This is a genomic window from Megasphaera hominis, assembly GCF_014269395.1.
Lineage (GTDB): Bacteria > Bacillota > Negativicutes > Veillonellales > Megasphaeraceae > Megasphaera > Megasphaera hominis.
In genome coordinates this window covers 17,610-44,258 of record NZ_JACOGK010000014.1, presented here as the reverse complement: position 1 = coordinate 44,258, position 26,649 = coordinate 17,610, and the positions used below count along the sequence as shown (strand labels likewise).

The 26,649-nt window shown below is 50.8% G+C and carries 25 protein-coding genes and 3 tRNA genes; 11 read left to right on the top strand and 17 right to left on the bottom strand.

Annotated elements, in window-relative coordinates:
• The first annotated feature begins 135 nt into the window (after positions 1 to 135).
• On the top strand, positions 136 to 567 hold the full coding sequence (locus H8J70_RS06025; RefSeq protein ID WP_186502959.1) for an Hsp20/alpha crystallin family protein: 432 nt from the start codon (positions 136 to 138) through the stop codon (positions 565 to 567).
• Between the two features lie 93 nt (positions 568 to 660).
• Here the strand turns inward: H8J70_RS06025 and cytX are convergent, their stop codons facing one another.
• From cytX to H8J70_RS06000, 5 genes are all read right to left on the bottom strand, one after another.
• Positions 661 to 1,839 carry a putative hydroxymethylpyrimidine transporter CytX gene (gene cytX / locus H8J70_RS06020; protein ID WP_186502958.1) on the bottom strand — a complete coding sequence of 393 codons (1,179 nt, stop codon included), beginning with the start codon at positions 1,837 to 1,839 and terminating at the stop codon, positions 661 to 663.
• A gap of 52 nt (positions 1,840 to 1,891) precedes the next feature.
• The gene (locus tag H8J70_RS06015) at positions 1,892 to 2,263 is read right to left on the bottom strand and encodes a DUF488 domain-containing protein (RefSeq protein WP_186502957.1); all 372 of its coding nucleotides are present in this window, start codon (positions 2,261 to 2,263) and stop codon (positions 1,892 to 1,894) included.
• A gap of 61 nt (positions 2,264 to 2,324) precedes the next feature.
• Entirely contained in the window at positions 2,325 to 3,158 is an 834-nt protein-coding gene (locus tag H8J70_RS06010) for a PfkB family carbohydrate kinase (protein ID WP_186502956.1), read from the bottom strand.
• 224 nt (positions 3,159 to 3,382) lie between these two features.
• Positions 3,383 to 3,586, bottom strand: a complete 204-nt coding sequence (locus H8J70_RS06005) for a hypothetical protein (protein ID WP_186502955.1) — start codon at positions 3,584 to 3,586, stop codon at positions 3,383 to 3,385.
• A 16-nt stretch (positions 3,587 to 3,602) separates the two neighbouring features.
• Positions 3,603 to 5,357 carry an N-6 DNA methylase gene (locus H8J70_RS06000; protein ID WP_186502954.1) on the bottom strand — a complete coding sequence of 585 codons (1,755 nt, stop codon included), beginning with the start codon at positions 5,355 to 5,357 and terminating at the stop codon, positions 3,603 to 3,605.
• A gap of 836 nt (positions 5,358 to 6,193) precedes the next feature.
• Here H8J70_RS06000 and H8J70_RS05995 point away from each other — a divergent pair.
• Together H8J70_RS05995 and H8J70_RS05990 are read left to right on the top strand one after the other, a co-directional pair.
• Positions 6,194 to 6,787, top strand: a complete 594-nt coding sequence (locus H8J70_RS05995) for a recombinase family protein (RefSeq protein WP_186502953.1) — start codon at positions 6,194 to 6,196, stop codon at positions 6,785 to 6,787.
• A gap of 670 nt (positions 6,788 to 7,457) precedes the next feature.
• On the top strand, positions 7,458 to 7,616 hold the full coding sequence (locus H8J70_RS05990) for a hypothetical protein (RefSeq protein WP_186502952.1): 159 nt from the start codon (positions 7,458 to 7,460) through the stop codon (positions 7,614 to 7,616).
• An 825-nt stretch (positions 7,617 to 8,441) separates the two neighbouring features.
• On the opposite strand, the gene H8J70_RS05985 is transcribed toward H8J70_RS05990, so the two are convergent.
• Positions 8,442 to 8,636, bottom strand: a complete 195-nt coding sequence (locus H8J70_RS05985; RefSeq protein WP_186502951.1) for a helix-turn-helix domain-containing protein — start codon at positions 8,634 to 8,636, stop codon at positions 8,442 to 8,444.
• Positions 8,637 to 8,799: 163 nt separating this feature from the next.
• On the opposite strand from H8J70_RS05985, the gene H8J70_RS05980 reads away from it, so the two are divergent.
• Together H8J70_RS05980 and H8J70_RS05975 are read left to right on the top strand one after the other, a co-directional pair.
• Complete coding sequence (locus tag H8J70_RS05980) at positions 8,800 to 9,153, top strand: hypothetical protein (protein WP_186502950.1); 354 nt, start codon at positions 8,800 to 8,802, stop codon at positions 9,151 to 9,153.
• A 138-nt stretch (positions 9,154 to 9,291) separates the two neighbouring features.
• Positions 9,292 to 10,419, top strand: coding sequence for a tyrosine-type recombinase/integrase (locus H8J70_RS05975; RefSeq protein WP_186502949.1), 1,128 nt, complete (start codon positions 9,292 to 9,294; stop codon positions 10,417 to 10,419).
• A 109-nt stretch (positions 10,420 to 10,528) separates the two neighbouring features.
• Here the strand turns inward: H8J70_RS05975 and H8J70_RS05970 are convergent.
• The 3 genes from H8J70_RS05970 to H8J70_RS05960 all read right to left on the bottom strand — a co-directional run bounded on the left by H8J70_RS05970 (position 10,529) and on the right by H8J70_RS05960 (position 10,788).
• Positions 10,529 to 10,614 (bottom strand) — tRNA-Leu (locus tag H8J70_RS05970).
• Between the two features lie 14 nt (positions 10,615 to 10,628).
• Positions 10,629 to 10,704 (bottom strand) — tRNA-Phe (locus tag H8J70_RS05965).
• A 7-nt stretch (positions 10,705 to 10,711) separates the two neighbouring features.
• Positions 10,712 to 10,788: transfer RNA gene (locus H8J70_RS05960), tRNA-Asp, on the bottom strand.
• Between the two features lie 369 nt (positions 10,789 to 11,157).
• Here H8J70_RS05960 and H8J70_RS05955 point away from each other — a divergent pair.
• The 4 genes from H8J70_RS05955 (at position 11,158) to H8J70_RS05940 (ending at position 15,720) form a co-directional block, all read left to right on the top strand.
• Complete coding sequence (locus H8J70_RS05955) at positions 11,158 to 13,020, top strand: phosphoethanolamine transferase (protein WP_186502948.1); 1,863 nt, start codon at positions 11,158 to 11,160, stop codon at positions 13,018 to 13,020.
• A gap of 144 nt (positions 13,021 to 13,164) precedes the next feature.
• Positions 13,165 to 14,526 (top strand): AmmeMemoRadiSam system protein A, encoded by a 1,362-nt coding sequence (gene amrA / locus H8J70_RS05950; protein ID WP_186502947.1) that lies wholly within the window; start codon positions 13,165 to 13,167, stop codon positions 14,524 to 14,526.
• Between the two features lie 12 nt (positions 14,527 to 14,538).
• On the top strand, positions 14,539 to 15,390 hold the full coding sequence (gene amrS / locus H8J70_RS05945; RefSeq protein ID WP_186502946.1) for an AmmeMemoRadiSam system radical SAM enzyme: 852 nt from the start codon (positions 14,539 to 14,541) through the stop codon (positions 15,388 to 15,390).
• 159 nt (positions 15,391 to 15,549) lie between these two features.
• The gene (locus tag H8J70_RS05940) at positions 15,550 to 15,720 is read left to right on the top strand and encodes a hypothetical protein (protein WP_186502945.1); all 171 of its coding nucleotides are present in this window, start codon (positions 15,550 to 15,552) and stop codon (positions 15,718 to 15,720) included.
• Positions 15,721 to 16,103: 383 nt separating this feature from the next.
• Here H8J70_RS05940 and trpA read toward each other — a convergent pair whose 3' ends face one another.
• Genes trpA through H8J70_RS05905 form a run of 7 tightly spaced genes read right to left on the bottom strand, consistent with a single transcriptional unit; the run spans position 16,104 to position 22,541 of the window.
• Positions 16,104 to 16,886 (bottom strand): tryptophan synthase subunit alpha, encoded by a 783-nt coding sequence (trpA, locus tag H8J70_RS05935; RefSeq protein WP_186502944.1) that lies wholly within the window; start codon positions 16,884 to 16,886, stop codon positions 16,104 to 16,106.
• Positions 16,879 to 18,063, bottom strand: a complete 1,185-nt coding sequence (gene trpB, locus H8J70_RS05930; protein ID WP_186502943.1) for a tryptophan synthase subunit beta — start codon at positions 18,061 to 18,063, stop codon at positions 16,879 to 16,881. Before trpB ends, trpA begins: the two co-directional genes overlap by 8 nt.
• A complete protein-coding gene (locus H8J70_RS05925) occupies positions 18,060 to 18,665 on the bottom strand; it encodes a phosphoribosylanthranilate isomerase (protein ID WP_186502942.1) in 606 nt (201 codons plus the stop codon). Before H8J70_RS05925 ends, trpB begins: the two co-directional genes overlap by 4 nt.
• Entirely contained in the window at positions 18,662 to 19,447 is a 786-nt protein-coding gene (gene trpC, locus H8J70_RS05920; protein ID WP_186502941.1) for an indole-3-glycerol phosphate synthase TrpC, read from the bottom strand. The genes H8J70_RS05925 and trpC overlap by 4 nt, the downstream gene beginning before the upstream one ends.
• Positions 19,448 to 19,451: 4 nt before the next feature.
• A complete protein-coding gene (trpD, locus tag H8J70_RS05915; RefSeq protein ID WP_186502940.1) occupies positions 19,452 to 20,465 on the bottom strand; it encodes an anthranilate phosphoribosyltransferase in 1,014 nt (337 codons plus the stop codon).
• Between the two features lie 40 nt (positions 20,466 to 20,505).
• The gene (locus H8J70_RS05910; protein ID WP_186502939.1) at positions 20,506 to 21,075 is read right to left on the bottom strand and encodes an anthranilate synthase component II; all 570 of its coding nucleotides are present in this window, start codon (positions 21,073 to 21,075) and stop codon (positions 20,506 to 20,508) included.
• Positions 21,072 to 22,541, bottom strand: a complete 1,470-nt coding sequence (locus H8J70_RS05905; RefSeq protein WP_186502938.1) for an anthranilate synthase component I family protein — start codon at positions 22,539 to 22,541, stop codon at positions 21,072 to 21,074. The genes H8J70_RS05910 and H8J70_RS05905 overlap by 4 nt, the downstream gene beginning before the upstream one ends.
• 528 nt (positions 22,542 to 23,069) lie before the next feature.
• Here H8J70_RS05905 and H8J70_RS05900 point away from each other — a divergent pair.
• Both H8J70_RS05900 and H8J70_RS05895 read left to right on the top strand, forming a co-directional pair.
• On the top strand, positions 23,070 to 23,597 hold the full coding sequence (locus tag H8J70_RS05900; protein ID WP_186502937.1) for a cob(I)yrinic acid a,c-diamide adenosyltransferase: 528 nt from the start codon (positions 23,070 to 23,072) through the stop codon (positions 23,595 to 23,597).
• 343 nt (positions 23,598 to 23,940) lie between these two features.
• The gene (locus H8J70_RS05895; protein ID WP_186502936.1) at positions 23,941 to 24,882 is read left to right on the top strand and encodes a LysR family transcriptional regulator; all 942 of its coding nucleotides are present in this window, start codon (positions 23,941 to 23,943) and stop codon (positions 24,880 to 24,882) included.
• Positions 24,883 to 25,005: 123 nt separating this feature from the next.
• Here H8J70_RS05895 and H8J70_RS05890 read toward each other — a convergent pair whose 3' ends face one another.
• Positions 25,006 to 26,442: a Na+/H+ antiporter NhaC family protein gene (locus H8J70_RS05890; protein ID WP_186502935.1), complete on the bottom strand. Its 1,437-nt coding sequence runs from the start codon at positions 26,440 to 26,442 to the stop codon at positions 25,006 to 25,008.
• Positions 26,443 to 26,649 lie beyond the last annotated feature (207 nt).

Sequence of the window (26,649 nt, the reverse complement as noted above, 5' to 3'; positions counted from 1 at the left end):
CTAACAGGGGCTATAATATAGCTGTAATCAGGAAGAGGATTACAGAGAAAGGTCAAAAGAACAAATTAAAGCAATGCTAAGACCCATACTAAAGATCTCAGGCATTACAAAAAAAAGTTGAAAGAGGGTATTTTTATGAGAGACTTATTTCCGGTATTGCACCATGATTTTGCTATTCCCAGCGTATTTGATGATTTCTTTAATGACGGGTTCTTCTCCGGTACAGCACAGATGACCATGCCGAAATGCGATATTGAAGACACAGGTACAGCCTACATCGTAACGACCGATCTGCCCGGTGTTTTGAAAGAAGATATTCACGTTTCGTATGATCAGGACGTCCTGACCATTTCTGCACAGCACGAAGACAAAAAAGATGATCAGCAGCAACAGACCAACTACGTATGCCGTGAACGCATGAACACGGCGTTCCAGCGTCAGTTTGTCATTCACAATATAGACGCCTCCGGCATCAAAGCCGCATTCCGCAATGGCGTTCTGAAGATTGGCCTGCCGAAGAAAGACCCGCAGCCGCAGGAACAGGCCGGCACCATTGAAATTCAATAACCTCCTTGTTTCAGCCCGGACGCCATGGCATCCGGGCTTTTCCATATATAAAAAACACGCGCCGCCTGCGAGGGCAACGCGTGTTTTCTTGTTTTAGAGACCGGCTGCGTGCTTCTGAGGCAGCAGCTTGTGGATCACGGCACTGGCCAGCATGACAAAGACGATAACCGGGAAGGTAATCCCCCACGGCGTCTGCACATCCAGGAGCGCCCGGTAAAGGGCAAACCCGGCCAGCCAGAGAATGAGGTTTGTCCAATACACCGGCTGATGACTGTGATCCTGCCGCAGGATGAAATAATCCGAAAGGAGGATCGCCGTCATGGGCGCAAAGACAGAACCGATAAAATAAAGGAAATCCTGGAAGCTATTGGCATCCACAGCAATAGCCAGGATTACGCCGCCAACGCAGGCAATGAGTGCCAGGGCTTTTTCCGAAAGGCCCGGCAAGAGGCTCTTGCCGCTGACGCCGGCCGAAAAGGCATCGAGGAAGGTCGTCGTCACCGTCGATAAGAGGACGATGAGAATGCCGATGAGGCCCATACCGGCCTGCAGCATAATCGTAGCAATATCGTCCTGTCCTGTATAAAGGGCTGCACCCATACCGATGATGAACATCCACGAGCTGGCAACGAAATAGGCCAGGCAGCTGGCAGCCGTCGCCTTCACAGGCTTGGCGGCAACGCACGTGTAGTCAGAAATGACCGGCAGCCACGAAAGCGGCATGGCGACAGTCAGCTCGATAGCCGCACCGATGGTCATATCGCCGGCGGCCTGGGGCACGCTCTGGCCCATAAAGATGACGCCGCTTAGGACGAGCGTCAAGAGAAAGAGGGCGGCAATGACGACGATGTTCACCTTGCCCAGGTTCTTCAGGCCCAAGATAATCCAAAGGGCGATAAAGGCGCCGATAATCACGCTCCACACGGACATGCCCATACCGGCCAGGGTATCGGCAGCAGCGGCAGCGCTGGCAATCATAACGGCAGTCCAGCCAATGAGCTGGATGACGTTCAAGCCGGCAAAGAGCTTGGCGCCATGACGGCCAAAGGAAATTTCTACAGTCCCCATGGCACTACGGCCTGTCCGGGCACCGATGAGGCCGGCGCCAAACATGACGACGCCGCCAATGACGTGGCCAATGAGAATGGCCAGCAGGCCCTTGCCAAAGCCTAAGGGTGCCAACAGCATGCCCGTCAGGATTTCGGCAATGGAAATACCGGCGCCAAACCATAGCAGGCTGTTCGAAAAGACAGAAGTCTTCAATTCACTCATAAATACAATAATTCCTCCTTAACCATATTGCCACAGCCCGCAAGCAAAACCATTACTTGGCGAGCAGCGGCTCCAGCCAGTGCTGCAGGACTAAGGCATGACTGTGGGCCGTGTCCTTGGCAGCATAGACAAGGGTGACATTACCGTGTTCCAGATTTTCCCGGCAGCGGTCGGCAAAATCTGCCGCAGCCGGACTCATATCCAATTCTGCCATATAGAGGCGGCTGAATTCTTCATACCGCTCAGGCTTGTGGCCGAACCACGTACGCAAATCCGGCGAAGGCGCAATGTCCTTGGCCCACTCGTGCAAATGTGCCTTTTCCTTGGACATGCCCCGGGGCCAGAGACGGTCTACGAGAATACGTATGCCATCGTCTGCAGCAGGTGCTTCATAGATACGTTTAATCCGCAAGGTATTGACCATTATTCTCATCTCCTAGCTTTTACTATTGTACCATATATAGGGCAAAGGGAAAGTACTTTGCTCAGATGTTACTAATTTCCTGGACCAGATTCAGGCACTGTTCTACAGGAATGCCGGGAATAACGTTTGTCGTATCCTGATTGGCTGTGATCAGGCTGCCTACACTCTGCATAGCCGAAAAGGCTGCGGCTTCCAAATCATGTCCCTGCAGGACCTGACCGGCCAAAATAGCCGAAAAGATATCGCCTGTACCGGGGAAACGGACGGGAATATGCGTATACGGCAGCTGGAAATACGTATTGCGGCTGTGATCATAGCCCAAAACCGCATAAGACCCTGCTGTATGTACACTCGTAATGAGTATCGATTTAGGGCATACCTGGCGCAGCGCATCCATGAGCTGCCGCGCTTCGTCTTCACTGATGCTATCGTGGCGGCAAGGCATACCGGCCAAAAAGGCGGCTTCCGTATAGTTAGGCATGATATAATCTGCCAGGCCTGCCAAGTCCCGTAGGTACGTAATCGTCTCTTCGCCTACGCCATTGTAGAGGCGGCCTTCATCGCCCATGATGGGGTCCATAAAGACCTGCACGCCGTGCTGCTTTTGTTCTTTGCACAAGGCTGCTACGACATCGGCCTGGGCTCGGGAAAAGATAAAGCCCGTCACGATGGCCGAAAAGGAAAAGCCCAGTTGCTGCCATACGCCGATGGCTTGTTTCATATAGTCTGTCGTTTCCAAAATGGCAAATTTACCGTAATCCAGCGTATTAGAAACCAAGGCCGTAGGCAGGCTGAATACTTCATATTTCATGTGTGTCAAAATCGGCACCATAGCAGGCAATGCAACTTTGCCATAGCCTGGCATATCGTTGATCAGCAATATTTTTTTGTCCATATAAACCGCTCCTTCTGAGAAACCCGGCCTCGTAAAATAAAGGCTGGGACGTTGCTTTTCAGTATAGTATATATCCTATAATACTTCAATATATCTATGCGAAATAGAGAAGGCTGCGTGTACATCATTGCTTTACGTGCATACGCTAAAAGCCCTCTGGCAGCAAAGGCGCTGCCAGAGGGCTTCTGTCCAGGAATTGATCATCGTATCGCCAGGCTCCCTCACTATACGGATTGCCCGGCTCCACGTTTTTGTTGTTCTTCCCAGCATCTCTTGCGATAGGCGTTGACATCGGCAAAGGTGTCCTTGAGTGCGATATAGCGAATGTCGATGGACGTTTGACTTTCCGGTCGTTCTTTGGCTTCGATGTAGGCGGCTACTGCCAGGAATAAGGCGTCTTCCATTCTACGTTTTTCATTTTCGTTCATAGTATTCGTCTCCTTTTCACTCGATTTCAATATAGTTGGAAATGATCTGATCCCGTTCATGTAGTTTTTCCCATAGCTGGGCCCGCGCTGCTTGTACTTCTTTATCAGCGGCAGTGTATTCAGCGGCCATTTTTTCTTGTATGTCCCGGTCGGGGACGGGGATGACCAGTTTCCGCAGTTTGCCCGGGGAAATGCTCAGTACGGCGTCGCCTCCGACTTGCAGGGTCTGCATGAGTTCCCTGCCCAGGCGGCTGTTCAATAGGGCTGTGAGGTAGGTGCTGTTCAGGCGTGGGGATTGAGGCCTGATGACGAGGACATTGTTGTCGGCCAGGACGGGCAGGTCGTATTCTTTTTCGACAAGGGCGGCTTTGATTTGGGTGCCCCGGCCGGCCAGGAGGACGTCGCCGGGCATGATGGGATAGGGTTTTTTCAGGTCCTCGCAGGCTCTGAGGCCGACCCGGACGTGACCATCGCTGATATGGAGTACGCGTACGAGGTAGCAATTGGCCTGGTCTTTGTCTACGTTGATGCGTTTTACGCTAATGCCGCGTGTAATGTCGGCCAAGCTGCCCAAGGGCATTTTCGCTTCTGCCGGTACGGACTGCAGGGGGTCTATGTAGTCCGGGAAACTGAGGCTGTACGCGTGTTCTGCCAGTTCCATTTTTGTCGGCATCTGGCAGTGTCTTGTTGCATGCCACATGTCCTGATAACGGCTTTCTATGTCTCCAATAGCCCTGAGAGAGATTTCCTGGCTGCGGGTCTTGGTCAGCATCGTGTCACGCGTATCGAGGATGCGCGGCGTCTGGTTGCCGTTGCTGAAGACGACCATGGCGACGGCCGTGCGGCTCGTCGTGAAGACGTCATTGCCAAAGAGAATGACCGTTTCTATTTTGCCGTCTTCTATGAGGCGCTGTCTGATGGGCGCGTCCTCTTCAGAGGCGAGCAGGCTGGCGCTCATAATGGCGACGGCTTTGCCTTTTTCGCTGAGGGAATTGAGGAGGATATGGACGAATTTCCATTCCGTGCCCAAGCCCTTTTTTTCTGCGTCCGTTGCGTCCAGAATGCCCGTATAGTGCGTGCCTGCAGGCAGGCCGTCCGACTGATGGCGCAGACTGCCCAGGGGGAAGCTGGCAAAGATCAGGTCATGGGCTCCCAGGCAGGCCGGTTCCGTGAGGACGTCGCCGTTGGTGATGGTCATGGCGTCTTCTGCGTGCAGGGCTTTTCGTTTCAAGGCGGCAATGATGTCTGTCTTGAAATCGTCCCTGTCCTGGCCGTAATAGTGCTGGGCCAGACCGCGCATATAGGCGTCGCTCAGGGCCGTAGCGTCGCCGCAGCAATATTCGACGAAGTCCCCAGCACCGCTACTGGCCCGGCCCAGAATGCGCAGGGCCAGTTCATTGAGGCCGGGGCTGAAGGTCTTGGAGCGCCGCGTAGGTTCCGTATAGGCTGCGACGATTTCCTTCAGTGGTTCCAGATCGTCGGCAAAGGCCAGGTACAGCTCGTAGAGTTCAAAGGCGCCGCCCACGTAGGCGCTCTTCAGGCAGTCCCGAAAGAGGAAGCGCCGCTGTTCTCCCGTAAAGAGGCCTTTTTCCTTGTATGCCTTTTCCAGGATCCGTGCATCGGCTGTCCGATTGATCCATTCCTTGAAAAATTCCGTGTCTGCCAGAATCAGGATAGACGAGGCAAAGACGAACTTGACCTGGTCTTCTTTATTCTGTTTGAAACGTTTGGCAATAGTATCGATTTTTCTTTGTGCTTCTGTCTGTGTCATATGCGTTACCTCCTTGGTTTAAAACGGGTATTCAATTATCTGTTGTTGCCTTACATCTGCATTATACATCTGCCATGGCTGCTTGTCAACGGGTATTCAATTATCTATTTTCCAAAATGTAGAAAAAACCGAAATCCCTATCCGGATTCCGGTTTCTGTTTTGGTGCGGTTGATGGGACTTGAACCCATATGAACTTTCGTTCACTACCCCCTCAAGGTTTTAGAATATTTCAGTTTTTTGGCAGACAAGTGTATTTCAACATCATTTTTTCTATTTTCTTCCTAAAATCGTCTGTAAGGTGTTTTTATGTGTTCCACGATAAATTACATGTGATATTAAATAAAAATGGCTTAGAAACGATTTTAGAGCGATGTTTTTTGTATCTGTCTATATCATTATGAGATAATTGGTTGTAAGACAAAAAACTACACCACTATAATAAAAGGCACTACCGTTGTACATCCTAAATTCAAAAATATGCAAAAAATCCGTGCGCCCTTACAGTGTTCCGTTTTCATGCGTACAGCCCCCGTATGGCCCCTTTGATTGATTGAGACTTTCCGCTAATACTTTCCCTGTATTGTTTTGTTGTCTTTCTTTTGAACATAGACCAGATAAGAAAGCAGGAGCAGGAGTATCATGATGTACTCTTGTCCGCATCATAGATAGACACAAGAAGGAAAGACAAACATAGCCTATGCTTTTTATGCATGGTGTCTAAACTTATAAGTATTGACACTGATGGAGAGATAACGTATAATTGCGGTATCACGAGGTGTCAAAACTTAGTGTCTAAACGATTTGATGAATAAGACAAAAAAGGGAGTGATTTTTCATGATTTACGGGTACGCAAGAGTAAGCACAAGAGGACAATTAGTACATGGCAATAGTTTGGAAGACCAGAAGGAAGCACTATTACAGGCAGGATGTCAGACCATTATTACAGAGCAATACACAGGCACAAAGACAAATAGACCAAAGTTCACTGCCTTGATTGATTCTTTAAAAGCAGGAGACACACTGAAAGTCACAAAGCTAGACCGTTTTGCCAGAACAGCAGGAGATGGAAGCAAGATAGCTAAAGAGCTTATGAGCAGAGGTGTTACGCTACATATACTCAATATGGGAGTCATTGATGATACATCTATCGGGCGTCTGCTCTTGAATGTGTTGTTGTCGTTTGCAGAGTTTGAACGTGATATGATTGTTGAGAGGACACAAAGCGGTAAGGCGATTGCTAGGACAAAAGAAGGTTTCAAGGAAGGAAGACCACGGATAAGTACTAAGAAAACGGATTATGCGGTTTCCTTGATTGAAGATGGACACACATACAAGGAAGTTGCGGACACACTAGGTATATCAAAGAGTACCATTATACGGGCTGTCAGGAGACACAGAGCAGACACAATGCAGGAAAAAGACCAATAGGGATACCAGACAGAGAGCTTGTAGATAATCTTCAGGCTCTTTGCTTTTTGTGTCTTTGATAATATCATAATGATATATCTGTCTTCTCATCTGTTTATATTATTTGTGGCGGGTAAATAAGAAGTAAAAAGTGTGGCACGGATTGAAGGAAGAAGCCTGTAATAGAGGCAGGAATATACAAACTAGGAATTGTTCCAGTACACAAAGGGGAAAACAGGTTTCAAAGACAAACATCATAATATCTGTTTGTCCCACATATACCAATGTCCCTTATTGGCCCACACAGGAGGGGGAGACACAAATAGAAAGGTGGTGAAGTCATGAAGCGGAAAGTTTTGTATACTTTGGACTTGACAACAAAGAACAACCTTGTCACAGGCTTTCAGAAGAAGCACAAGGATATTACATGTCAGGAGCTTGCTAAGGCTGTCAAGAATGTCTTAGAGAGCCTTAGACGTAAAGCTAAGGTACGAGGATGGACGTATGTAATGTATGGTGTCGATCAAATTTTCATGTCTCACAGCATCGCAAGGGAGCCTATCATGTCCATTTGCTGTTCTATGGCTCTCCATGTTCTGCTATTGTTGATGTAGTTAGGGAGTATTGGATACAGCATCATTATGGGAACGCTATTCAGCAGTCGTATAAGAAGTGTTGGGATGGTGGCAAGATGGACTATATCAAGGAGCATAAGAAGTTAGCTAAAAAGCATCATCAGGAGATTAAAGATTTTTGTCAGCAGGTAGGAGTCAGTAATAATGAGTTAGGAGTTGAAGTTATCAATAAAAAGAATGTTTGGGAGTTTTTCAGTAGGTGGAAAGATGGATAATGATAAATCATCATCAAGATATCCATTAGGGGAGAGATAGAGGACAATAATAAATCATCAGTTAAGGTGTCGTAAAGAGCCGATAAGACACCATAAGAGACTATAGTATTCCCCTAGAAGGACAGGGAAGTTAAACAACTACACGGCACGACAGCACGAATACAGGAAGTAACTAACCTTATCGGCATTTTTGAAGTAAGTAAAACAGTAAAAAAACCGTGCTAGAATTGATTATTTGTTAACCTTTTATACAACGGAAAACATAGACAATAATAAGACACTCATCCCTTGATACATCTTTGTTGCCATTCGAATAAAAGACAAATACAGATTTACCGTTTTTGTGTCTCCAGACGCTCTCCAGTGCGTTTCTAGGATTTTTAAATAATTTTAGGTATCCAACTATACCCCAGAGCCTTACAGAAGCTAAAAACGCTTTCCAGTGCGAATTATCGTATATTCTAATATATAGCAAATAGATATGTCGATTGACCGCATCAGGGAAAAGATACAAAGCAGAAGTAACACTGCATCATAGATGTACTGTTTTTTTTGTGTTTTTCCTACTACCCTTTTACAATTTTTTGCCGTTGGTGTGTCTCAGGTATCAATGTATCCCCCAGAGCCTTACAGGATAAAAAAGCGTGAAAGGGCGCATGTTTTTTATTACAGACAATACAGCAGGAGAGACAAATACAGATTTACCGTTTTTGTGTCCCCAGACGCTCTCTAGTGCGTTTTTAGGATTTGTTCATGGTTTTAGGTATCCAACTATACCCCAGAGCCATACAGAAGCTAAAAACGGCAAAATAGGAAGATTTTTGGTTATTTGTGTTTGTCTACTATCCTTATTTCTTTTCCTAGAACATCTAGTAATTGTTCTAAGTCTCTTACAGTTAAAGAACCACGTTTAAATTTATTATGAAGACCATTGTAAGACATATTTGCCTTGTCAGCTACGTCTTTCAGAGTCATGTTTTTATTTTTTGCTATAGCTTGTATTTGAGCTTTTAACTCCATGATAAAGCCCCCCTTTGATAGAGGTGATGAAGACAATAAACACATACTAACAATAAAAATTATATCATGAGTCTCTTTTTATGTCTTGACAACTCACTAAAACGTGTGTATTTTATAGACATGAACACACTAAAACGTGAGTTATTGAAAGGAGTCAGACACCATGACACAGCGTACAGAACTAGAAGCCCAGAAGTACAAGGAAGAATTACGACAGTTGAGGGAGCAAACATTATATGATTTCATCCAGACACAAATAACTCTTGCCTATACGAACCCTAAACTTGTAGAAGCAGAGAAGCGTATTTTCAGTATCCTTAGAGAGCATCTAAATGAAGAAGCATTGCGTGAGTTTACACACTTAGACGATATATACATTTCCATTTTAGTTAAAGCAATCTATGCAGGAGCTTTAAGGGACTCACTCAAACACTTTGACACGTTCCAGATACTCGATAATTCACAGAGCATAGAACAGACACTAGAAGACATAAATACACCTTTTGATATATGGTAAGCATCTTTTATTGGAGCCTATGAACATTTTCGTTTGTAGGCTCTTTCTTTTTGTCTATTTTCAAATTCAAACATGCATGATATGCTTATAGCGTTGAAATACGCTTGTCTATCATGCAATAGATAGGAGCGTACGCCAATGTTAAATACACAGACAACAACCGTGAACCTTGACAATAGAATACCTTACACCCCAGAACAGATACAAGCAATACTAGCAGAAAATGCCCGTTTAAAAGGTGAAAACAAAGGACTTAAAGACCAGAACAGTCAGCAGTGGAAACTACTTCAAACAATGGCAATCCAGACACAACAGGAGACAACATACAAGGGAGATAGTATACTTTTCAAAGACTTTGTGCAAGAGTGGTTAGAGTATAGACACAACACAAAGAGCCTAGCACCCAGTACAGTTGTTAAAAATGAACGGGCTTTAATGCATCCCTTACGAGCCTTAGGAGACAAATATTTGAACAGCATCGCCGTTGATGATATAGAGCAGTTCTTTAATAATGATGTCTCACAGCTTGCCAGTGCTACCATTCATGATATCAGGAGTGCTTTATCCATGGTATTCAAACGAGCGGAAAAGCACGAACTAATCAAGAAGAATCCTATGACGTTGCTTGATTTGCCTAAGACAGAAAGGGGAGCGGGGTCACCACATAGGGCCTTTACAGTGGATGAGATACACCGCATCCAGAACGCTACAAAGGAACAAAGATTATGGATTTTAGCTTATCTTTTACCCTATGCAGGACTTAGACCAGAAGAAGCATTGGGCCTGCATTGGGATGACATAAACCTAGAAAAAGGGACACTCAAAATAGTTAGAGCGTTCACAAAGGACGCAAAGAGCAAAGCCTATTTAAAGACACCTAAGAATAAAAGCAGTATCAGGACTGTTATAATTCCAAAAGTTCTTTGTGAAAAACTTGCTATCTATAAGCAAGAACAGTTTGACAGATATGGAAAAAGGAAAATTGTCATTAGCAACAGACAAAAAAAAGAAGGCTACACACATCCGCAAACACTGTTAAACATAGCAAGAGTATGGAGAAAGCTAACAGGGGTAAGTGATTTTAAATGGCATAACTACAGACATACATACATTAGTCACCTTATTGAAAATGATATGCCCCTTATGGATATCAAGAAGCAAACTGGACACAAGACAACACGAGTCATTGAAGAAGTATATGCCCATACGGTCACAGACAAAGCACAAAGGAAGTGTGCAGACACCATAGAGAAAGCCCTTGCGTAGTAAGTAGATATTCACCATTATTACATAAAAAAAAGACTTCCTACATTTCTGTAAGAAGCCTGCCTCACTGTTCACCCATAACAAAGCTGGACAGTGTAAGAACCTTTTTTGGTGCGGTTGATGGGATTTGAACCCATATGAACTTACGTTCACTACCCCCTCAAAGTAGCGCGTCTGCCATTCCGCCACAACCGCATATGAAATTGATTTGGTGCTCAGGGACGGAATTGAACCGCCGACACGGGGATTTTCAGTCCCCTGCTCTACCGACTGAGCTACCTGAGCAAAAAAATGGCGACCCCGATCAGATTTGAACTGACGATCTTCGCCGTGACAGGGCGACATGTTAAACCGCTACACCACGGGGCCAATTCCCACTTCCTGCCGAGGCGTTCAGTGCCTCGAACAAGAACAATTCTACCATGTGATTTGAGGTTTGGCAAGTCTTTTTTGCAAACTTTTTTATTTTTTTGAAGTTTTTTCCTCCAAGGCCATTTTATGCCTCTTCCCGGCCTCCTTGGCAGCAATTCTTTTATAGAAGCCTCAAGGTGTTATAGAAAAAAGGCCTTCTCAGCCCCGCCGGGCAGAAAAAGACCTGATACCGCGAATATTTCTCTTTATTGACTATGTATTGATCTTTGATTGATGTATAATAGACTGGATGTAATCTGTTTTGCAAAATCTTTACAAATCCCGTTCTTTCCCTTTACATTCTCTAGAAAGGCAGCGTTTCACGTCATGCAGTTATTTCACAAAAACAGTGCTCCCAACGGGACGGCACTCCACTTGGCGCTTTCGCTCGTACAACAGATCAACTGGCGTCGCGTATTTTACCTTCTGTGTATTTTCGGCGTTATTTACGCCTTGTGTTTCCAGTGGCAGCTCCTCGTTTCCCTGGGCTTAGGCCAGGACAATATTCAGGCCATGACGTACGGTCTCATTCCGGCCGTCGGCGTCGTGACGCTTTCCCTGGCACTCTATTGGAAGCATCTCTCGCTTTCGGCTATTTTGCCCAATGCCTTCATTGGCATTTCCTGGATCGTCACGGGACCGGTGCTGAGCTACAATACCTTACTCAACGGTTCGACGGTCTACTTAAATAATATTTACGATATTTACGTCGGCCTCTACGGCTTTGCCATTCTCTTCTGCCTCTCCATGGCCCTGCGCCTTTACGTGCGGCCGAAGATCGGCGCTGCCATCATGATGGTCGTCCAGTTTCTGTCCCTCTTCGTCATTCTCCTGCAGTGGGGCTACTTCTATATGTATCATTCCAGCATCACTACGTCAGGGGCGCTCATCATTTTCCAGACCGGCCCGGCAGAAACACTGGAATACCTCCACTCCTTAGGGTTCTTTAACCTCGTTATCTGCACCCTTGTCATTTTGGCTATACCGGCCATCTTTTATTTTTGCCAGGTCCGGCAAAAGCCCCTGCCAAAGACAACGCTTTCGGTAAAGCTCCTGCCCATTCTTTCCCTGCTCATTATCCTGCCGTCTCTCGGCGCCTTAGGGGAAGAAATTTTCCCGCAGTGCTTCCCTATCCGCACCTTCCTCGATACGCACGATTATATGGAACGGTCTGCTCTGTATGCCAAGAACCACACGAGCAAATACAACGCTCTCCAGGCCGTACAACTTAATCCGGCCGAGTACCCCAACACAGTCATCGTCGTCATTGGCGAATCGGAAACGCGGACTCTCATGAACGCCTACAATCCGAATCACGTACCAAATACGCCGTGGCTTACAGCGGCAAAGGAAGATCCTCATTTTACGCTCTTCACCAATGCCTACTCTTGTGTCTGGTACACGGTCCCCGTCCTGGAACACGCCCTGACGGAAGCCAATTTCTACAACGACAAGCAGTTTAACCAGTCTATTTCCATTATCGACATGGCCAAAAAAGCTGGCTACAAGACGTACTGGTTCAGCAACCAGGGTTCTGTCGGCGTCGCCGATACGCCTATTACACTCGTCGCTAACACGGCCGACGTTTCCGAATGGGTCGACCGCGACCTGAAGGAAGCTACGTACGACGGCTCGCTCTTACAGTTCCTGAGCAAGGTAAATCCCAACGAAAAGAACTTCGTCGTCCTGCACATCATGGGCAGCCATATTGAATACCGCAACCGCTATCCGGCGGAATTCCAGGTATTTAACGACGGCAAGATCAACCAAGAAGCCGACTTCGACAATACGGTCCTCTACACGGACTGGATTTTGCAGCAGATTTACGACTATGCCAAAGAAAACCTGCACCTCGACGCCATGATCTACTTCTCCGACCACGGCTCCGACCCGGACATTGCCCGCCAGCCTGACGGGGCCAGCTTCAAGGTCCTGCGCATTCCCATGTTCTGCTATCTCTCCGATGGCTACTTGGCGCGCAACCCGGAAATCGCCCAAGTCGTCAAGGCCCACAAGGACATGTATTTCACGAACGACCTGGAATACGAATTTATCTGCGGCATCCTCAACATGCAGTCGCCCAACTACGACCCGTCCATGAGCATCGCTTCGCCGAGCTGGAAAATGCAGCGCAAGGATTTAGTCACGCGCTTTGGCAAGACCAGCCTCATGGAAGACACAGAATACTAATATGAACACGAAAAAGGACGTTGCCCGGCAGCGTCCTTTTTTGCTGTGTCTGCCTGGCAAAGCTACTGCTTTTTCTCACAAAAATGGTGTACAATAGAAAGTGAATATATCGTTTCATTTTCTCTTTGGAGGAGGTACACCGTTATGGATACTACCTGTGTCGGCGCTGCCCTTTTGCCCCATCCGCCCATTATGCTGCCGGAAATCGGCGGCGCAGAGCTGCAAAAGATGCAAACCACCGTCGAATCCGTCACTGATGCAGCGGAGCTCTTGCTGGCGCGCAGTCCGGAAACACTGGTGATCGTTTCGCCGCATAATTATATTTTTTCCAACACTGCCGCCTTGTATACGGCACCGGTCCTGCACGGCGACTTAGGCCGCTTCGGCTATCCGGAGCTCAAGATGAGCATGAATACGGATATGGAGCTGGCTGAGGAAATCCTGCGGCAAGCTGAAGGAAAGGCCTCGCTCTGCCGTATCGATCCGGAATGGGGCGAAAAATACGGTCATCCCCTGCACCTCGACCAGGGCGCCTTCGTTCCCCTGTACTATCTGCGCCAGGCCGGCTTTACCGGCTCCATCGTCCTGCTCTCGCCGTGCTTTGATGACTATAGCACCATGTTTGCCTTAGGCTCCCTCGTTATTCAGGCTGCCGCCCGTATAGGCCGGCGCATTGGCATCATCGCCTCAGGCGACCTGTCGCACTGCCTGCTGCCGGAAGCGCCTAACGGCTACTCCCCGTCCGGTGCGATCTTCGACCAGACTGTCATGGAAGGCCTGCGCCGTCAGGATTTGAGCGGCATCCGCGCCATGCCTGCGAGCCTCATTGAAGAAGCAGCCATGTGCGGCCTGCCTTCTGTGTATTTTCTCTTCGGTGCCCTGCGCTGCATGCATCCGTCCATGCCGGTCTTTTCCTACGAAGGCCCCTTTGGCGTCGGCTACGGTGTCGTCCTCTACCTCAACGAAAGTGACGCCGATCACGTCGCCGACAGTGCCATCCCGGATATCCGTGTGCGCCTGGCCCGGCAGAGTATTTCCTATTACTTTACCCATCACGCCATCATGTCCGTACCGCGGGATATACCGGAAGAGCTGACCGACCGGGCCGGCGCCTTCGTCTCCCTGCACAAGGGCTCTGCCCTGCGCGGCTGCATCGGCACCTTCCTGCCCATGCAGATGAACATTGCCGGCGAAATCATTCACAACGCTGTCTCGGCGGCGACGCGGGATCCCCGCTTTTATCCGGTCCGCCCGGAAGAGCTGGACGATCTCTCCATTTCCGTCGACATCCTGGGCGAACCGGAGGCCGTTTCGTCGCCTGCCGACCTGGACCCGAAGAAATACGGTGTCATCGTCATGAGCCACGCCCGCACAGGCCTCCTCTTGCCCGACCTCGAAGGCGTCGACACAGTGGAACAGCAAATCGACATTGCCAAAGAAAAGGCGGGTATTCCGCCACAGGTACATCCTGACCTGTACCGCTTTACCGTTACGCGGTATACCTGAGGAGGCCTGGCCATGGAAGCAATGTATTATCAAAAGGAAGGTGCAGGCAGCGTCCGCTGCCTGCTCTGCCCGCATCACTGCCTGATTCCGCCTGGCCGCACGGGCAAATGTCATACGCGCCGCAACGCAGACGGCACACTGACACTGCTCACATACGGCCAGTGTGCCTCGGCAGCCTTAGATCCTATTGAAAAAAAGCCCTTGCGCCATTTTCACCCGGGCACGCAGATTCTCTCCCTCGGATCTCCCGGCTGTAATCTGGCCTGCCCGTGGTGCCAGAACTGGCAAATTTCCCAGGCCATTCCCGTCTGTGAAACCATTACGCCCGAATCCGTATACCGCACGGCTGTGAGCCTCCGGGAGGCCGGCAATATAGGCGTTGCCTGGACCTACAACGAACCCTGCACGTGGTACGAATTCATCCGCCATACGGCGCCGCTCATTCAGTCTGCCGGCATGGTCAACGTCATGGTCACCAACGGCTACATAGAAAAAGAGCCCCTGGCAGAGCTCCTGCCCTTCATCGATGCCTGGAACATCGACCTCAAGGCCTGGAACGACGCGACATACCGCCATTACTGCCAGGGCACACTGGAACCGGTAAAGGAAACGATCCGCGCAGCAGCGGCACACCAGCACGTAGAGGTGACGTGCCTGATCATTCCCGGCCTCAACGATGACCCTGGCGACATGGATAATCTGGCAGCCTGGCTGGCGTCACTGCGCCCGGATATACCCTTGCACATTACGCGCTATTTCCCGCGCTACCACATGACCGAAGCGCCTACACCGGTAGCTACACTGCAAACATTGCAGGCCATCGCAGCCAAACATCTGCAGTACGTTTATTTGGGAAATGTGTAAAAAGCATCTTTATTATGCATTCATGTAATATTAATGAGTCTTTTCCCTTTACTATATTACTTTTTATCAAGTCTATACATTAAAATATTACGATTTCCCTATGACAAACGGAATATATTGTGGTATAATATAGACAAGAAATAGAAAGGGGTGAGTCCAATGGGTTCAGAGAATCAGGACGGCATGGCAGAGTTTAACAGCTGTGAAGAAATGATAGTAACCGTATCCGCATTAAGGAGAAACGGAACGAGACGGCACGTAGCCGATGGAAAGAAAGCTCACAGTGATTCGTTGGACTGTCATTTGCCGTTGAGCCGTACAGTGCTCTGACTTACCACTCCGACCTGGGGCAACGACGATAGAACTGTAACCAGCAATACCGCACGTGAGAATAACGAGAACCGATACTAACCGGCGGTGAAGGTCAAGGCAGAAAGCATGGATACGAAGAATCGTGTTTACACTGTACAGGTTTACAAAGTATCACCTAAACATCTTCGTTTACATATACAAGCTGATGTGGTTCATTTGTAAGCGTAACCGAATATGTATTTCTTGTTCGTATCGCACGTTAACGAGGTAAAAGATATCAGAACCAGAAAAGAAACAATTGCATCTAGTACGTAACCGGCAGGCATTTGTCTAGTGTCTGCCGGTTTTGTTTTTACAAAAAAGGAAGGCCCTTCTTCCCCACGGGAAGGACCTTCCTTTTTCTATTTGCCGCCTCTCAGGGCCGCTTCTTTCATGGCCTTTACGTAGTCATAAATAGGTCCGGCCGCTTCTGTGCCGTACTTGGCAATAAGCTTGACGATGGCACTGCCGACGATGACACCGTCGGCGACAGCGGCGATTTTTTCAGCCTGTTCCGGCGTATTGATGCCAAAACCTACGGCAGCCGGTACGTCCGTCACGCTGCGGACCGTATCGATGATTCCCTTGAGATCTGTATTGATCGTATCGCGCGTGCCCGTAACGCCCAGGGACGATACGACGTAGAGGAAGCCTTCGCCTACGCGGGCAATATCCGCAATCCGGTCATGGGACGTCGGCGCAATCATCGAGATAATATCGACACCGTGCCGTTTGGCAGCACCGGCACATTCGTCCCGTTCTTCCAGTGGCATGTCCGGAATGATAATGCCATCAAGACCGGCCTTTTCACAGCGGGCGAAGAAGGCTTCTGCCCCATAATGATAGACCGGATTCAAATAGGTCAGGAAGACCAGCGGGATTTGCGACGTCTGCCGCACCGCTTCAACGAGACGAAATACATCTTCTACCGTCGTATGACCGGCCAGGGCCCGCAGGTCTGCTTCCTGAATGACAGGCCCTTCGGCAATAGGATCGGAAAAGGGAATGCCGATTTCTACCAAATCAGCACCGGCCTTTTCCATGGTCAGTATATATTCGCGGCTCTTTTCCAAGGTCGGATCACCGGCCGTCAAAAAGCCGATGAAGGCTTTTCCGCCTGCAAAGGCATTTTTTATGTTACTCATGGATATCCCTCCCTCTGTATCTGGCAATGGCTGCTACGTCTTTATCGCCCCGTCCGGACAGGCAGACGATAATGCTGTCGTCCTTGCTGAGCTGCGGCGCTACCTGCATGGCCGTATAGACGGCGTGAGCGCTTTCAATGGCACAAATGATGCCTTCTGTACGAGCCAGGTATTCAAAGGCCGCTACAGCTTCATCATCCTTGACCGGTACGTATTCAGCCCTGCCAATGTCGTGCAGGTACGCGTGTTCCGGTCCGATGCCGGGGTAATCGAGGCCGGCAGAAATGGAATAGACCTGGTCGATCTGGCCGTCATCGTTTTGGCAAAAGATCGATTTCATACCGTGGAAGATGCCTACCTTGCCTTTGGCAATGGTCGCTGCATGTTCGAGCGTATCGATGCCCCGGCCAGCGGCTTCACTGCCAATGAGGCGGACGCCCGTATCAGGAATAAAGTGATAGAACATGCCAATGGCGTTGGAACCGCCGCCTACACAGGCTAAGACCGCTGCCGGCAGCTTGCCTTCCCGTTCGAGAATCTGCTTTCTCGCTTCTTCACTGATGACGGCCTGGAAATCACGGACCATCGTCGGGAAGGGATGCGGCCCCATAGCCGAACCGATAACATAGTGCGTATCGCTCACGCGGCTGACCCATTCGCGCATGGCTTCGTTGACGGCATCCTTGAGGACGCGGGAGCCCGAGGTCACAGCGTGGACCTTCGCGCCCAGGAGTTCCATACGGTATACGTTGAGAGCCTGGCGGATCGTATCTTCCTCACCCATGAAGACTTCACATTCAAGGCCCAGAAAGGCTGCCGCCGTCGCCGTCGCTACGCCGTGCTGGCCGGCACCTGTTTCGGCAATGACCCGGGTCTTGCCCATCTTTTTAGCCAAGAGGCACTGGCCCAGGGCGTTGTTGATCTTGTGGGCCCCTGTATGGTTCAGGTCTTCGCGCTTTAAATAGATTTTGGCGCCGCCCAGGTCTTCCGTCATCTTGCCGGCATAATAGAGCAGCGACGGCCGGTTCGCGTAATTATCGAGCAAATCCTTCAGCTCTGCCTGAAAATCAGGATCCGCTTTATAGTGGTTATACGCCGCTTCCAGGCGGTGGATTTCGTTCATCAGTGTTTCCGGTATGTACTGGCCGCCAAAGGGGCCGAATCTTCCAGTTGTCATAGCATATCCTCCTCATGTATGTATTGCATAAATGCCCGTATTTTTTCATAATCCTTTACGCCGTCCGTTTCGATACCGCTGCTGACGTCGACGGCAAAGGGTTGTAAGGCCAGGGCTGCCTTGATATTCTGGCAGTTCAGGCCGCCGGCCAGAAAGTATGGCCGTGTCAGCTGTTTTGCCAGGTGCCAGTCAAAGGTCTGGCCGCTGCCGCCGGTCCCATGATCGAGCAGGATGTAATCGGCCCGGCTGGCCGCTGCCCGCTGTACGTCCGCGGCGGAAGCAATGGCCACGGCCTGGATGAGCGGCACGTGTACCCGTCGTTTAAGGGCTGTTACATAGGCGTCAGTTTCGCCGCCATGGAGCTGTACGGCCTGAATGACGCCCGTTGCGACGAGACGGCTGATGAGCTCCGGGTCTTCATTTTGAAAGACACCGATAGCCGGAATACGCGGATCCAGGAGGAGCCGCAGCCGCAACGCTTCTTCCGGACTGACGCGGCGTTTTTTGCCGGCAAAGACGAAGCCTGCGTAATCCGGGCGGAACTCATTGGCCCAGGCCATATCGCAGGGCCGGCGCAGGCCGCACAGCTTGACCTTGGTCATGTCCGGTCACCTGCCAGTGCCGCCAGCATCTGCCTTTTATCGGCTGCCCGCATGAGCGTTTCGCCGATCAGGACGGCGTCGACGCCGTGGGCTTCCAGGCGGGCTACATGGTCCCGCGTGCGGATGCCGCTTTCGGCGACGAAGAGTATCTCCGGCGGTACGAGGTCCCGCAGGCAGCAGCTCGTATCCAGAGAAACGGTAAAGTCCTTCAGATTCCGGTTATTGACGCCAATGACCCGGGCGCCGCACTGGCGGGCCCGCCGTACTTCGCCGGCGTCGTGGGCTTCTACGAGAACGGAAAGGCCCAGGGAATTAGCCAACGCGAAGTACGCTGCCAGCTGTTCATCCGTCAGGATGGCACAGATGAGCAGGATGGCCGCAGCGCCACAGGCGCGGGCTTCATAAATCTGGTAGGGAGAGATGATAAAATCCTTCCGCAGGACCGGCACCGTAACGGCCCGGGAAATGTCCTTCAAATAACGGACGTGGCCTTGAAAGTAATCGCGTTCGGTCAGGCAGGAAATGGCTGCCGCACCGGCCGCTTCATACTCCCTGGCAATGTCCACATACGGGAAATCTGTGACAATGACGCCCTTCGACGGCGATGCCTTTTTGACCTCACAGATAAAGGCCATAGACGGGCCGGCCAAGGCCCGTTCAAAGGGAAACGCCTCTGCTACCGGCCGGGCCAGGGCGGCAGCCTTCATCTCGGCCAGGGAAATGTGCCGTTGATCCTCTGCCAGCCTGGCCATTACGGCCCGGGCAATCTCATTCAAGATCATGGCCTCAGGCCCCCTGACTCAGGGCAACGTACTGGTCCAGGGAGGCCAGTGCCTTGCCGCTATCGATAAGGGCTGCCGCTAAGGCGACGCCATCAGCCAGCGTCGCCGTCCGGCCGGCAACGTACAAGCCGGCGCCGGCGTTCAGCAAGACGGCGTTACGCTTGGTACCGCGGATCTGGCCGCTTAAAATGCCGCGCGTAATGGCTGCATTTTCCTTTGGCGTACCACCGACGAGTTCCGCCTTCGTGCCGCGCGTGAGGCCGAATTGTTCCGGCGTAATCGTATACGTTGTAAACGTATGGTCCTTAAATTCACAGACCAGCGTCGGTGCAGACGCCGAAATTTCATCGAAGCCGTCTGTACCATATACGGAGAGACCGCGCTGTACGCCCAAACCGTGCAGGACGTGGGCCATAGGTTCGACCAGCTCGGCAGCGTATACGCCTAACACCTGGTGGTCGGCCCGGGCCGGATTGGTCAGCGGCCCTAAGAGGTTAAAGACTGTCGCCTGGCCCATTTCCTTGCGCACAGGACCGACGTGCTTCATGGCCTTGTGATAGGTCTGGGCAAAGAGGAAACAAAAGCCGGCGTGGTTCATATGCCGCAAGCATTCTTCCGGTCCTGCACCCAGGTGTACGCCCAAGGCTTCCAGTACATCTGCAGCGCCGCTCCGTGACGACGCAGCCCGGTTGCCATGCTTGGCTACGCGGCAGCCGCCGGCAGCGCAGACGAAGCTGCTCGTCGTCGAAATATTAAAGGAATTGGAGTGGTCACCGCCGGTGCCGACAATTTCTAGAAGTCCCTGGCCGGCATCTAAGGGCGTCGCATGGTTGCGCATGGAAGTGGCACAGGCCAGGATTTCCGTAACCGTCGCCTTCTTGCACTGCAGCGCCGTCAGGAAGGCCGCCGTTTGTACAGGCGTCGTCTTCCCGTCCATCATTTCGTCTATAACCGTGCAGGTTTCTTCCTGCGTCAAATCCTGATGATTCATGAGTTTTGCCGTTGCTTCTCTAATCATGGTATAGCCTCCTCTATTACTATTACACTACTATTTCTTCTTAACAGGTCATGTGCATGAAATTTTCAATCATTACCGGTCCCTGTGGTGTCAGGATCGATTCGGGATGAAACTGCAGGCCGTACACAGGCGCCTGGCCGTAGCGGACAGCCATGACTTCGCCGTCCTGCGTCCGTGCCAGAACCTTCAGGCTTTCGGGAAAGTGCGCCGTATCGACAGCTAAGGAATGATAGCGCCCCACATCGGTTTCGCGGCCGAGCCCCCGGAAAAGGGGTTCCCCTTCGGCCAGCTGTACGATAGACTGCTTACCGTGCATCAATTCCCTGGCGTACGTAATGGTACCGCCGGCGACCTCGCAAATGGCCTGATGGCCCAGGCAGACACCGAGGATCGGCACGCGGCCGGAAAAGTGGCGGATCACAGCCTCGCAAATCCCTGCGTCTGCCGGCCGTCCCGGGCCCGGTGAAAGGACGATGCGGTCCGGCTGCAGGGCTTCCAGCTCCTCTACGGTGACGGCATCGTTGCGGATGGTCTGTACGTCATCAAAGAGCCCCAAAAGCTGGTACAAATTGTATGTAAAGCTGTCGTAATTATCGATGAGTATGGTCATGCGTCTATCCCTCCTTCCGCCTGCCTGATGGCCAGGATAACGGCCTTAGCCTTGTTAATACATTCCTGGTATTCCTGCTCCGGTATACTGTCGGCTACGATGCCGGCGCCGGAGCACACGTAGAGGCGGTCTTTTTTCTTATACGCCAGGCGGATGCCGATGCAGCAATCCATATTGCCCGTAAAATCGATGTAGCCAATGGCGCCGCCGTAAATGCCCCGCTTATGGCCTTCCAGCTCGTCGATGATCTGGCAGGCCCGGATTTTCGGGGCGCCTGAGAGCGTCCCTGCCGGCAAGACGGAAAGAATGGCGTCGACGGCACTTTTATCTTCCCGGATCTGGCCGCGTACGGTAGAGCCGAGGTGCATAATATGGGAAAAACGCAGGACGTTCAAATATTCTTCCACGTGGACCGAGCCGATGCGGCTAATACGGCCCAAGTCGTTACGGCCCAGATCGACGAGCATATTGTGCTCGGCCAGTTCCTTCGTATTGTGGAGCAAATCCGCTTCCAGGGCCTGGTCCTCAGCCCGTGTCTTGCCCCGCGGCCGCGAGCCTGCCAGGGGGAAGGTAAATAAGCTGCCGTCTTCCAGGCGGGTCAGCGTTTCCGGTGACGCGCCGGCCATTTCGATATCATCGCCGGAGAAATAAAACATGTACGGCGACGGATTCAAGGTCCTAAGGACGCGGTACGTATCGAGCAGGCTGCCTGTGGCCTTGACGGACATGCGGTTTGACAGGACAACCTGGAAAATATCGCCTTCGACGATGTGGGTCTTCCCTTTTTCTACCATGCGGCAGTAGTCGCTTTTGGAAAAGAGAGCCTCAAAGTCGCCGTCCAGCTGTAACGGTTCCGGCCGGGCCGGCTGCCCCTCGTGGAGCAGGGCTTCCATACGGTCCAGCTCCGCCAGGGCCTTTTCATAGGCTGTATCGGCCTGGCCAGTCCGTACGTTGACGATGAGGAACAGCTTTTGCTTCAGGTGATCGAAGACGATGACCTTGTGAAAGAGCATGAGGTCGAAATCGTTAAAGCCGGCATCGTCTTCCGCCCGCAGTTGCAGGGACGGTTCGGCATATTGGATGAAGTCGTACGCAAAATATCCGACCAGGCCGCCGACGAAGGGCGGCAGCCCTGCCAGGCGGGGCGCCCGGTTGGCCTCTACGACCTGGCGGATGAGATCCTGCGGCGTATCCGTCCGGATCGTTTCTTCCCGTTCGCCTGTAAAGCGGACGACGCCGTTCTTGCAGCTCAGGCCCAGGGCCGGATCGTAACCGATGAAGGTGTAACGGCCCCAGCGGTCTGTGTCTTCCATGCTTTCCAGCAAATAGCAGTGCTTCGTCAGCGTCTGTACAAGCCGCAGGACCTCCAGTGGCGTACGCAGATCGGCATATAAGGTGCGGCACAGCGGTACGAGCGTATACGTGCCGGCGTATTGTTTTATTTCATGTAAGGAAAGATTTTCCATAGCTGCCTCCTATTAGGACAACAAAAAAACCGCCCATGACAATAGAGTTTGTCAAGGACGGTTATCTTAGCTACAGCTATACCGATACCGCGGTGCCACCTTGTTTCAGGATTTGACTCCTGCGCTCGACGGAATACCAACATATTCCCGGCAACTGACGTATGCCCCTACGTCGCAGAATACTCAGCCGAAGCTTTTCACTGCGCCCTCAGCGGTCCATTTAACGAGCTGTTTGCGGCCGGCTCTCAGCGCCCCGGCTCTCTGTACGCACATGTCATCGTTTTTATCTCCGCCTCAAAGGTTTGTGGACGATTTGTAATTGTTGAGTGCATGATACACCAGGTTGGCAGGCTTTGTCAAGGCATGATTTTTCCGGTAAAACGTAAAACGGGCGCAACATTTCCGTTTTTTACTTGTTTTTTACAGGTTCAGTTATCAATAAATGTGTGACTGGTCCCTCTTTTTCCCTCCGTGCACGACGGCTTCAGGCATGCTATACTAGAGGCAAAAGACAAAGGAGGTTCTCCTATGGATACTGGACTCATTCATATTTACTGTGGTGACGGCAAGGGCAAAACGACGGCAGCCCTGGGCCTGGCCATCCGCTGTGCCGGCCACGGCGGCCGCGTACTCTTCGCCCAATTCTTGAAAGAGCGGAAGACAGGCGAGCTCGTTTCGTTAGCGCGCATTCCGACCATCGCCGTACTGCGCGGCAAGGGCTGTGAAAAATTTACTTTCCAAATGACCCCGGATGAACTGGCTGCTGCCAAGGCCATGCAGGGCCGTCTCTTTCAGGAAATACAGGACCGCGTCCGCCGCGACGCGCCGGACCTGCTCGTCCTCGACGAAATACTCGGTACCTGTTCCCTCGGCCTCTTGGATGAAAAGGAAGTCCTCCGTTTTCTCCAAAACAAGCCCCAAAAGCTGGAAGTCGTCATGACCGGCCGCAATCCCTCGCAGGCCCTTTTGGACCAGGCCGATTACGTGTCGGAAATCTGTAAGCGCAAGCACCCCTTCGACAAGGGAATTGCCGCCCGCGTAGGTATTGAAGAATAGCATACGGCCTCTCTGCAGGCAGCCCTAAACGCCACGTTAGGGCTGTACCAACACGCGTGCCGGCCCTTTGCTCCGGCCGGGACCAGAGCTGAAAAACCTCCTCTCACAGGGAGGTTTTTTTGTGTCTCCCGTCTTGTATACATGCATTCTATAGATATAATAAGTTGGCACATCTTTCTTTATATAACAAATCATGCGGATAAATTTACTTTTGTTATTTATACTCTTTATTTTTTATTATTTCTCTGTTAAAATAGAAGCAACATAAGTCAAACACTTATCGATATAAAGTATAACTAATACATTCGCATAGTCTGTATATATATAAGAAAGGGATTTTATTATGACGTTACAACAGCTTCGTTACATTGTCGAATTATCGAAGCACACCTCGATTTCTGCTACGGCACAGGCCCTGTTTATTTCCCAGCCGAGCCTGAGTACCGCCATCCGGGAAGTAGAAAAGGAATTTCACATCACCCTCCTCGAACGGAACCGCCACGGCATTTCCTTTACGCCGGACGGCCTGGAATTTCTCAACCACGCTACCCACATTATCGAAGATGCTGCTTCGCTCCGCGACCATTTTCACTTGGATGATGCCGAGCAGGATGCCAGCAAGGTACGCCTTTCCATTTCTTCGCAGCACTACATGTTTGCCGTCGACGCCCTGACGTCGTACTTAGCAGAAATGGTACCGGGCTCGACGTATGACGTAACCCTCCGGGAAGAACGGACGTCACAGGTATTGAAGGACGTCATGATGCGCCGCAGTGAAATCGGCCTTATTTTCATCTCCAATATGACCCGCAAGTTTATGACCCGGACGCTGCGCCGCAACGGCCTGTCCTTTACGGAGCTCTTTTCCTATCCGCCGGCCGTCTTTTTGAAGGCAGATCATCCCTTAGCCAAATACAAGACCTTATCTTTGGAACAATTAAACCCATACCCGTATGTCCAGTATACGCAAGGCGAGGATACGTACCAGTTTTCCGAAGAAATCGTCATGCCCGACATTAAGCCGCAGCGCATGATCCACGTAACCGACCGGTCGACCTTATTCAGCATCATCAAGGAAACCGACGCCTATACCGTCAGTACGGGCATTCTCTTCCATTCCCTGAACGATCAGTTTACTGCCATTCCCTTAAAAAATTCCTTGGACATTATGTGTGTCGGCTGGATCAAGCCGGACAACGCCTCCCTTTCGCCGGAAGCGCGCAATTATATCGAACAAGTGCAAAAGACCTTGACAGCACATCGCCTCAATGCTGGTCAGGTGTGATCCCTCTTTCATACAAAAAGGCCCGCCAGGACAAAGCGTCCTGACGGGCCTGCTTTTTGTCCGGCTGGCCTAAAAAAACGAATCCCCCGCCACCAGGGCAGGGGATGTTCTCTATATGCAATGCTAAATTTCGGGGATACTATCGCCATCCAGGGCCTGGCTCTTGGGCCGCTTCATAGCGTAATCCCAAGGATCCTTGCGGATGAAACCGTCCGAGAAGGGAATGAAGACGGAAACGATGGCCGAAATACCTAAGAGATAGATAAACCAGCAGTAGGGCAATACCTGGAGCGGCGAGACAAGACCGCCGGCAAAGCTGGTCAAAATCAGCATCTGCGCCCCATAGGGGATGAGCCCCTGGAAGATAGACGAAAAGGTACTCAGGAGCGCTGCGCTGCGGCGGGGATCGACGTGGAAGGTGTAGCAAATGCGTTTGGCCACTTCGCCGTTGATGATGATCGAAACCGTGTTGTTGGCCGTTGCCAGGTCCGTAATAGAAACCAGTGCGGAAATCCCCAGCTCAGCCGAATTCTTCCCTTTGATAAACTTCTGGATATTGACCAGGAGGAAGGAAATGCCGCCGGCCTTATTGACCATGGCAGCCAGACCGCCCGTAATAAGGGAGAGGAAGAAAATATCCGTCATCCCCAGGAAGCCCTGATACACAGCCTGGGCAAAGGTCAGGATGGACAAGTCGCCATAGACGATGCCGATACCACCGGCCAGGAGGATGCCGCCAAAGAGGACGAGGAAAACATTAGCGCCGGCTACGGCCGTGACGAGGACGACGATGTAGGGCAATACCTTAACCAGCGTAAAGGGATGTTCCCCTGTGCTGACTGCCGTTTCCGAACCGCCAAAGAAAATCAACAGGATGACCGTCACGATGGCCGGGACCAGGGTCAGCCAGAAGTTCAGGCGGAACTTATCCTTCATGGCACAGCCTTGCGTGCGCGTAGAAGCAATGGTCGTATCGGAAATAATGGACAAGTTGTCGCCCAGCATGATACCGCCCATGACGCAGCCCATCATGAGGGGCATGGAAATGCCGGCCTTTTCGGCGACGGCAATGGCAATGGGGCCGACCGCTGCGGCACTGCCTACAGAGGTGCCCGTAGCCGTAGCGATGAAGCCGGAAATGACGAATACGCCGGCTGCCAAATATTCAGGCGGAATATACGTAAGGCCCAGATTGACCGTCGAGTCGATGCCGCCCATGGCCTTACACGTAGCGGCAAAGCCGCCGGCCAAGAGGTAAATGACGCACATGATGATAATATTGGAATCACCACAGCCGCGTACAAAGGTTTCAAACTTTTCTTCAAAGGATCCCCGAATGAGGATAAAGGCCGCTATGGCGCCGATGGCTGCCGCCAAGGGAGCCGGGAACTGGTAAAAGGCCATTTCCATACCGCTCATATCTAAAATAATGCCGCTGCCCAAATAGACTATGACAAATACCAGGAACGGAACCAAAGCCAGTCCGTTCGGTTTTACTACCTGACTTGCCTGGGACGTATTGGCGGCAGGTTCCTGTTTCACTCCTTTTTCTTCGTCCATTCTCTCTTTCTCCTTTCATACAATACAAAAAAACTGTTGATTTAGAGTACACAATATAAGGAATTTCAATTGGCGCCGTGTCTCATTTCCTCATATTTTCTCGACAGAAAAATAGTATTTTATTATAGTATATATCCATTTTTAAAGGTATGCCTTGCTTTTCTATCTTCTTTATAACGGTTATTACTTAGTAACATGCCGTTAATA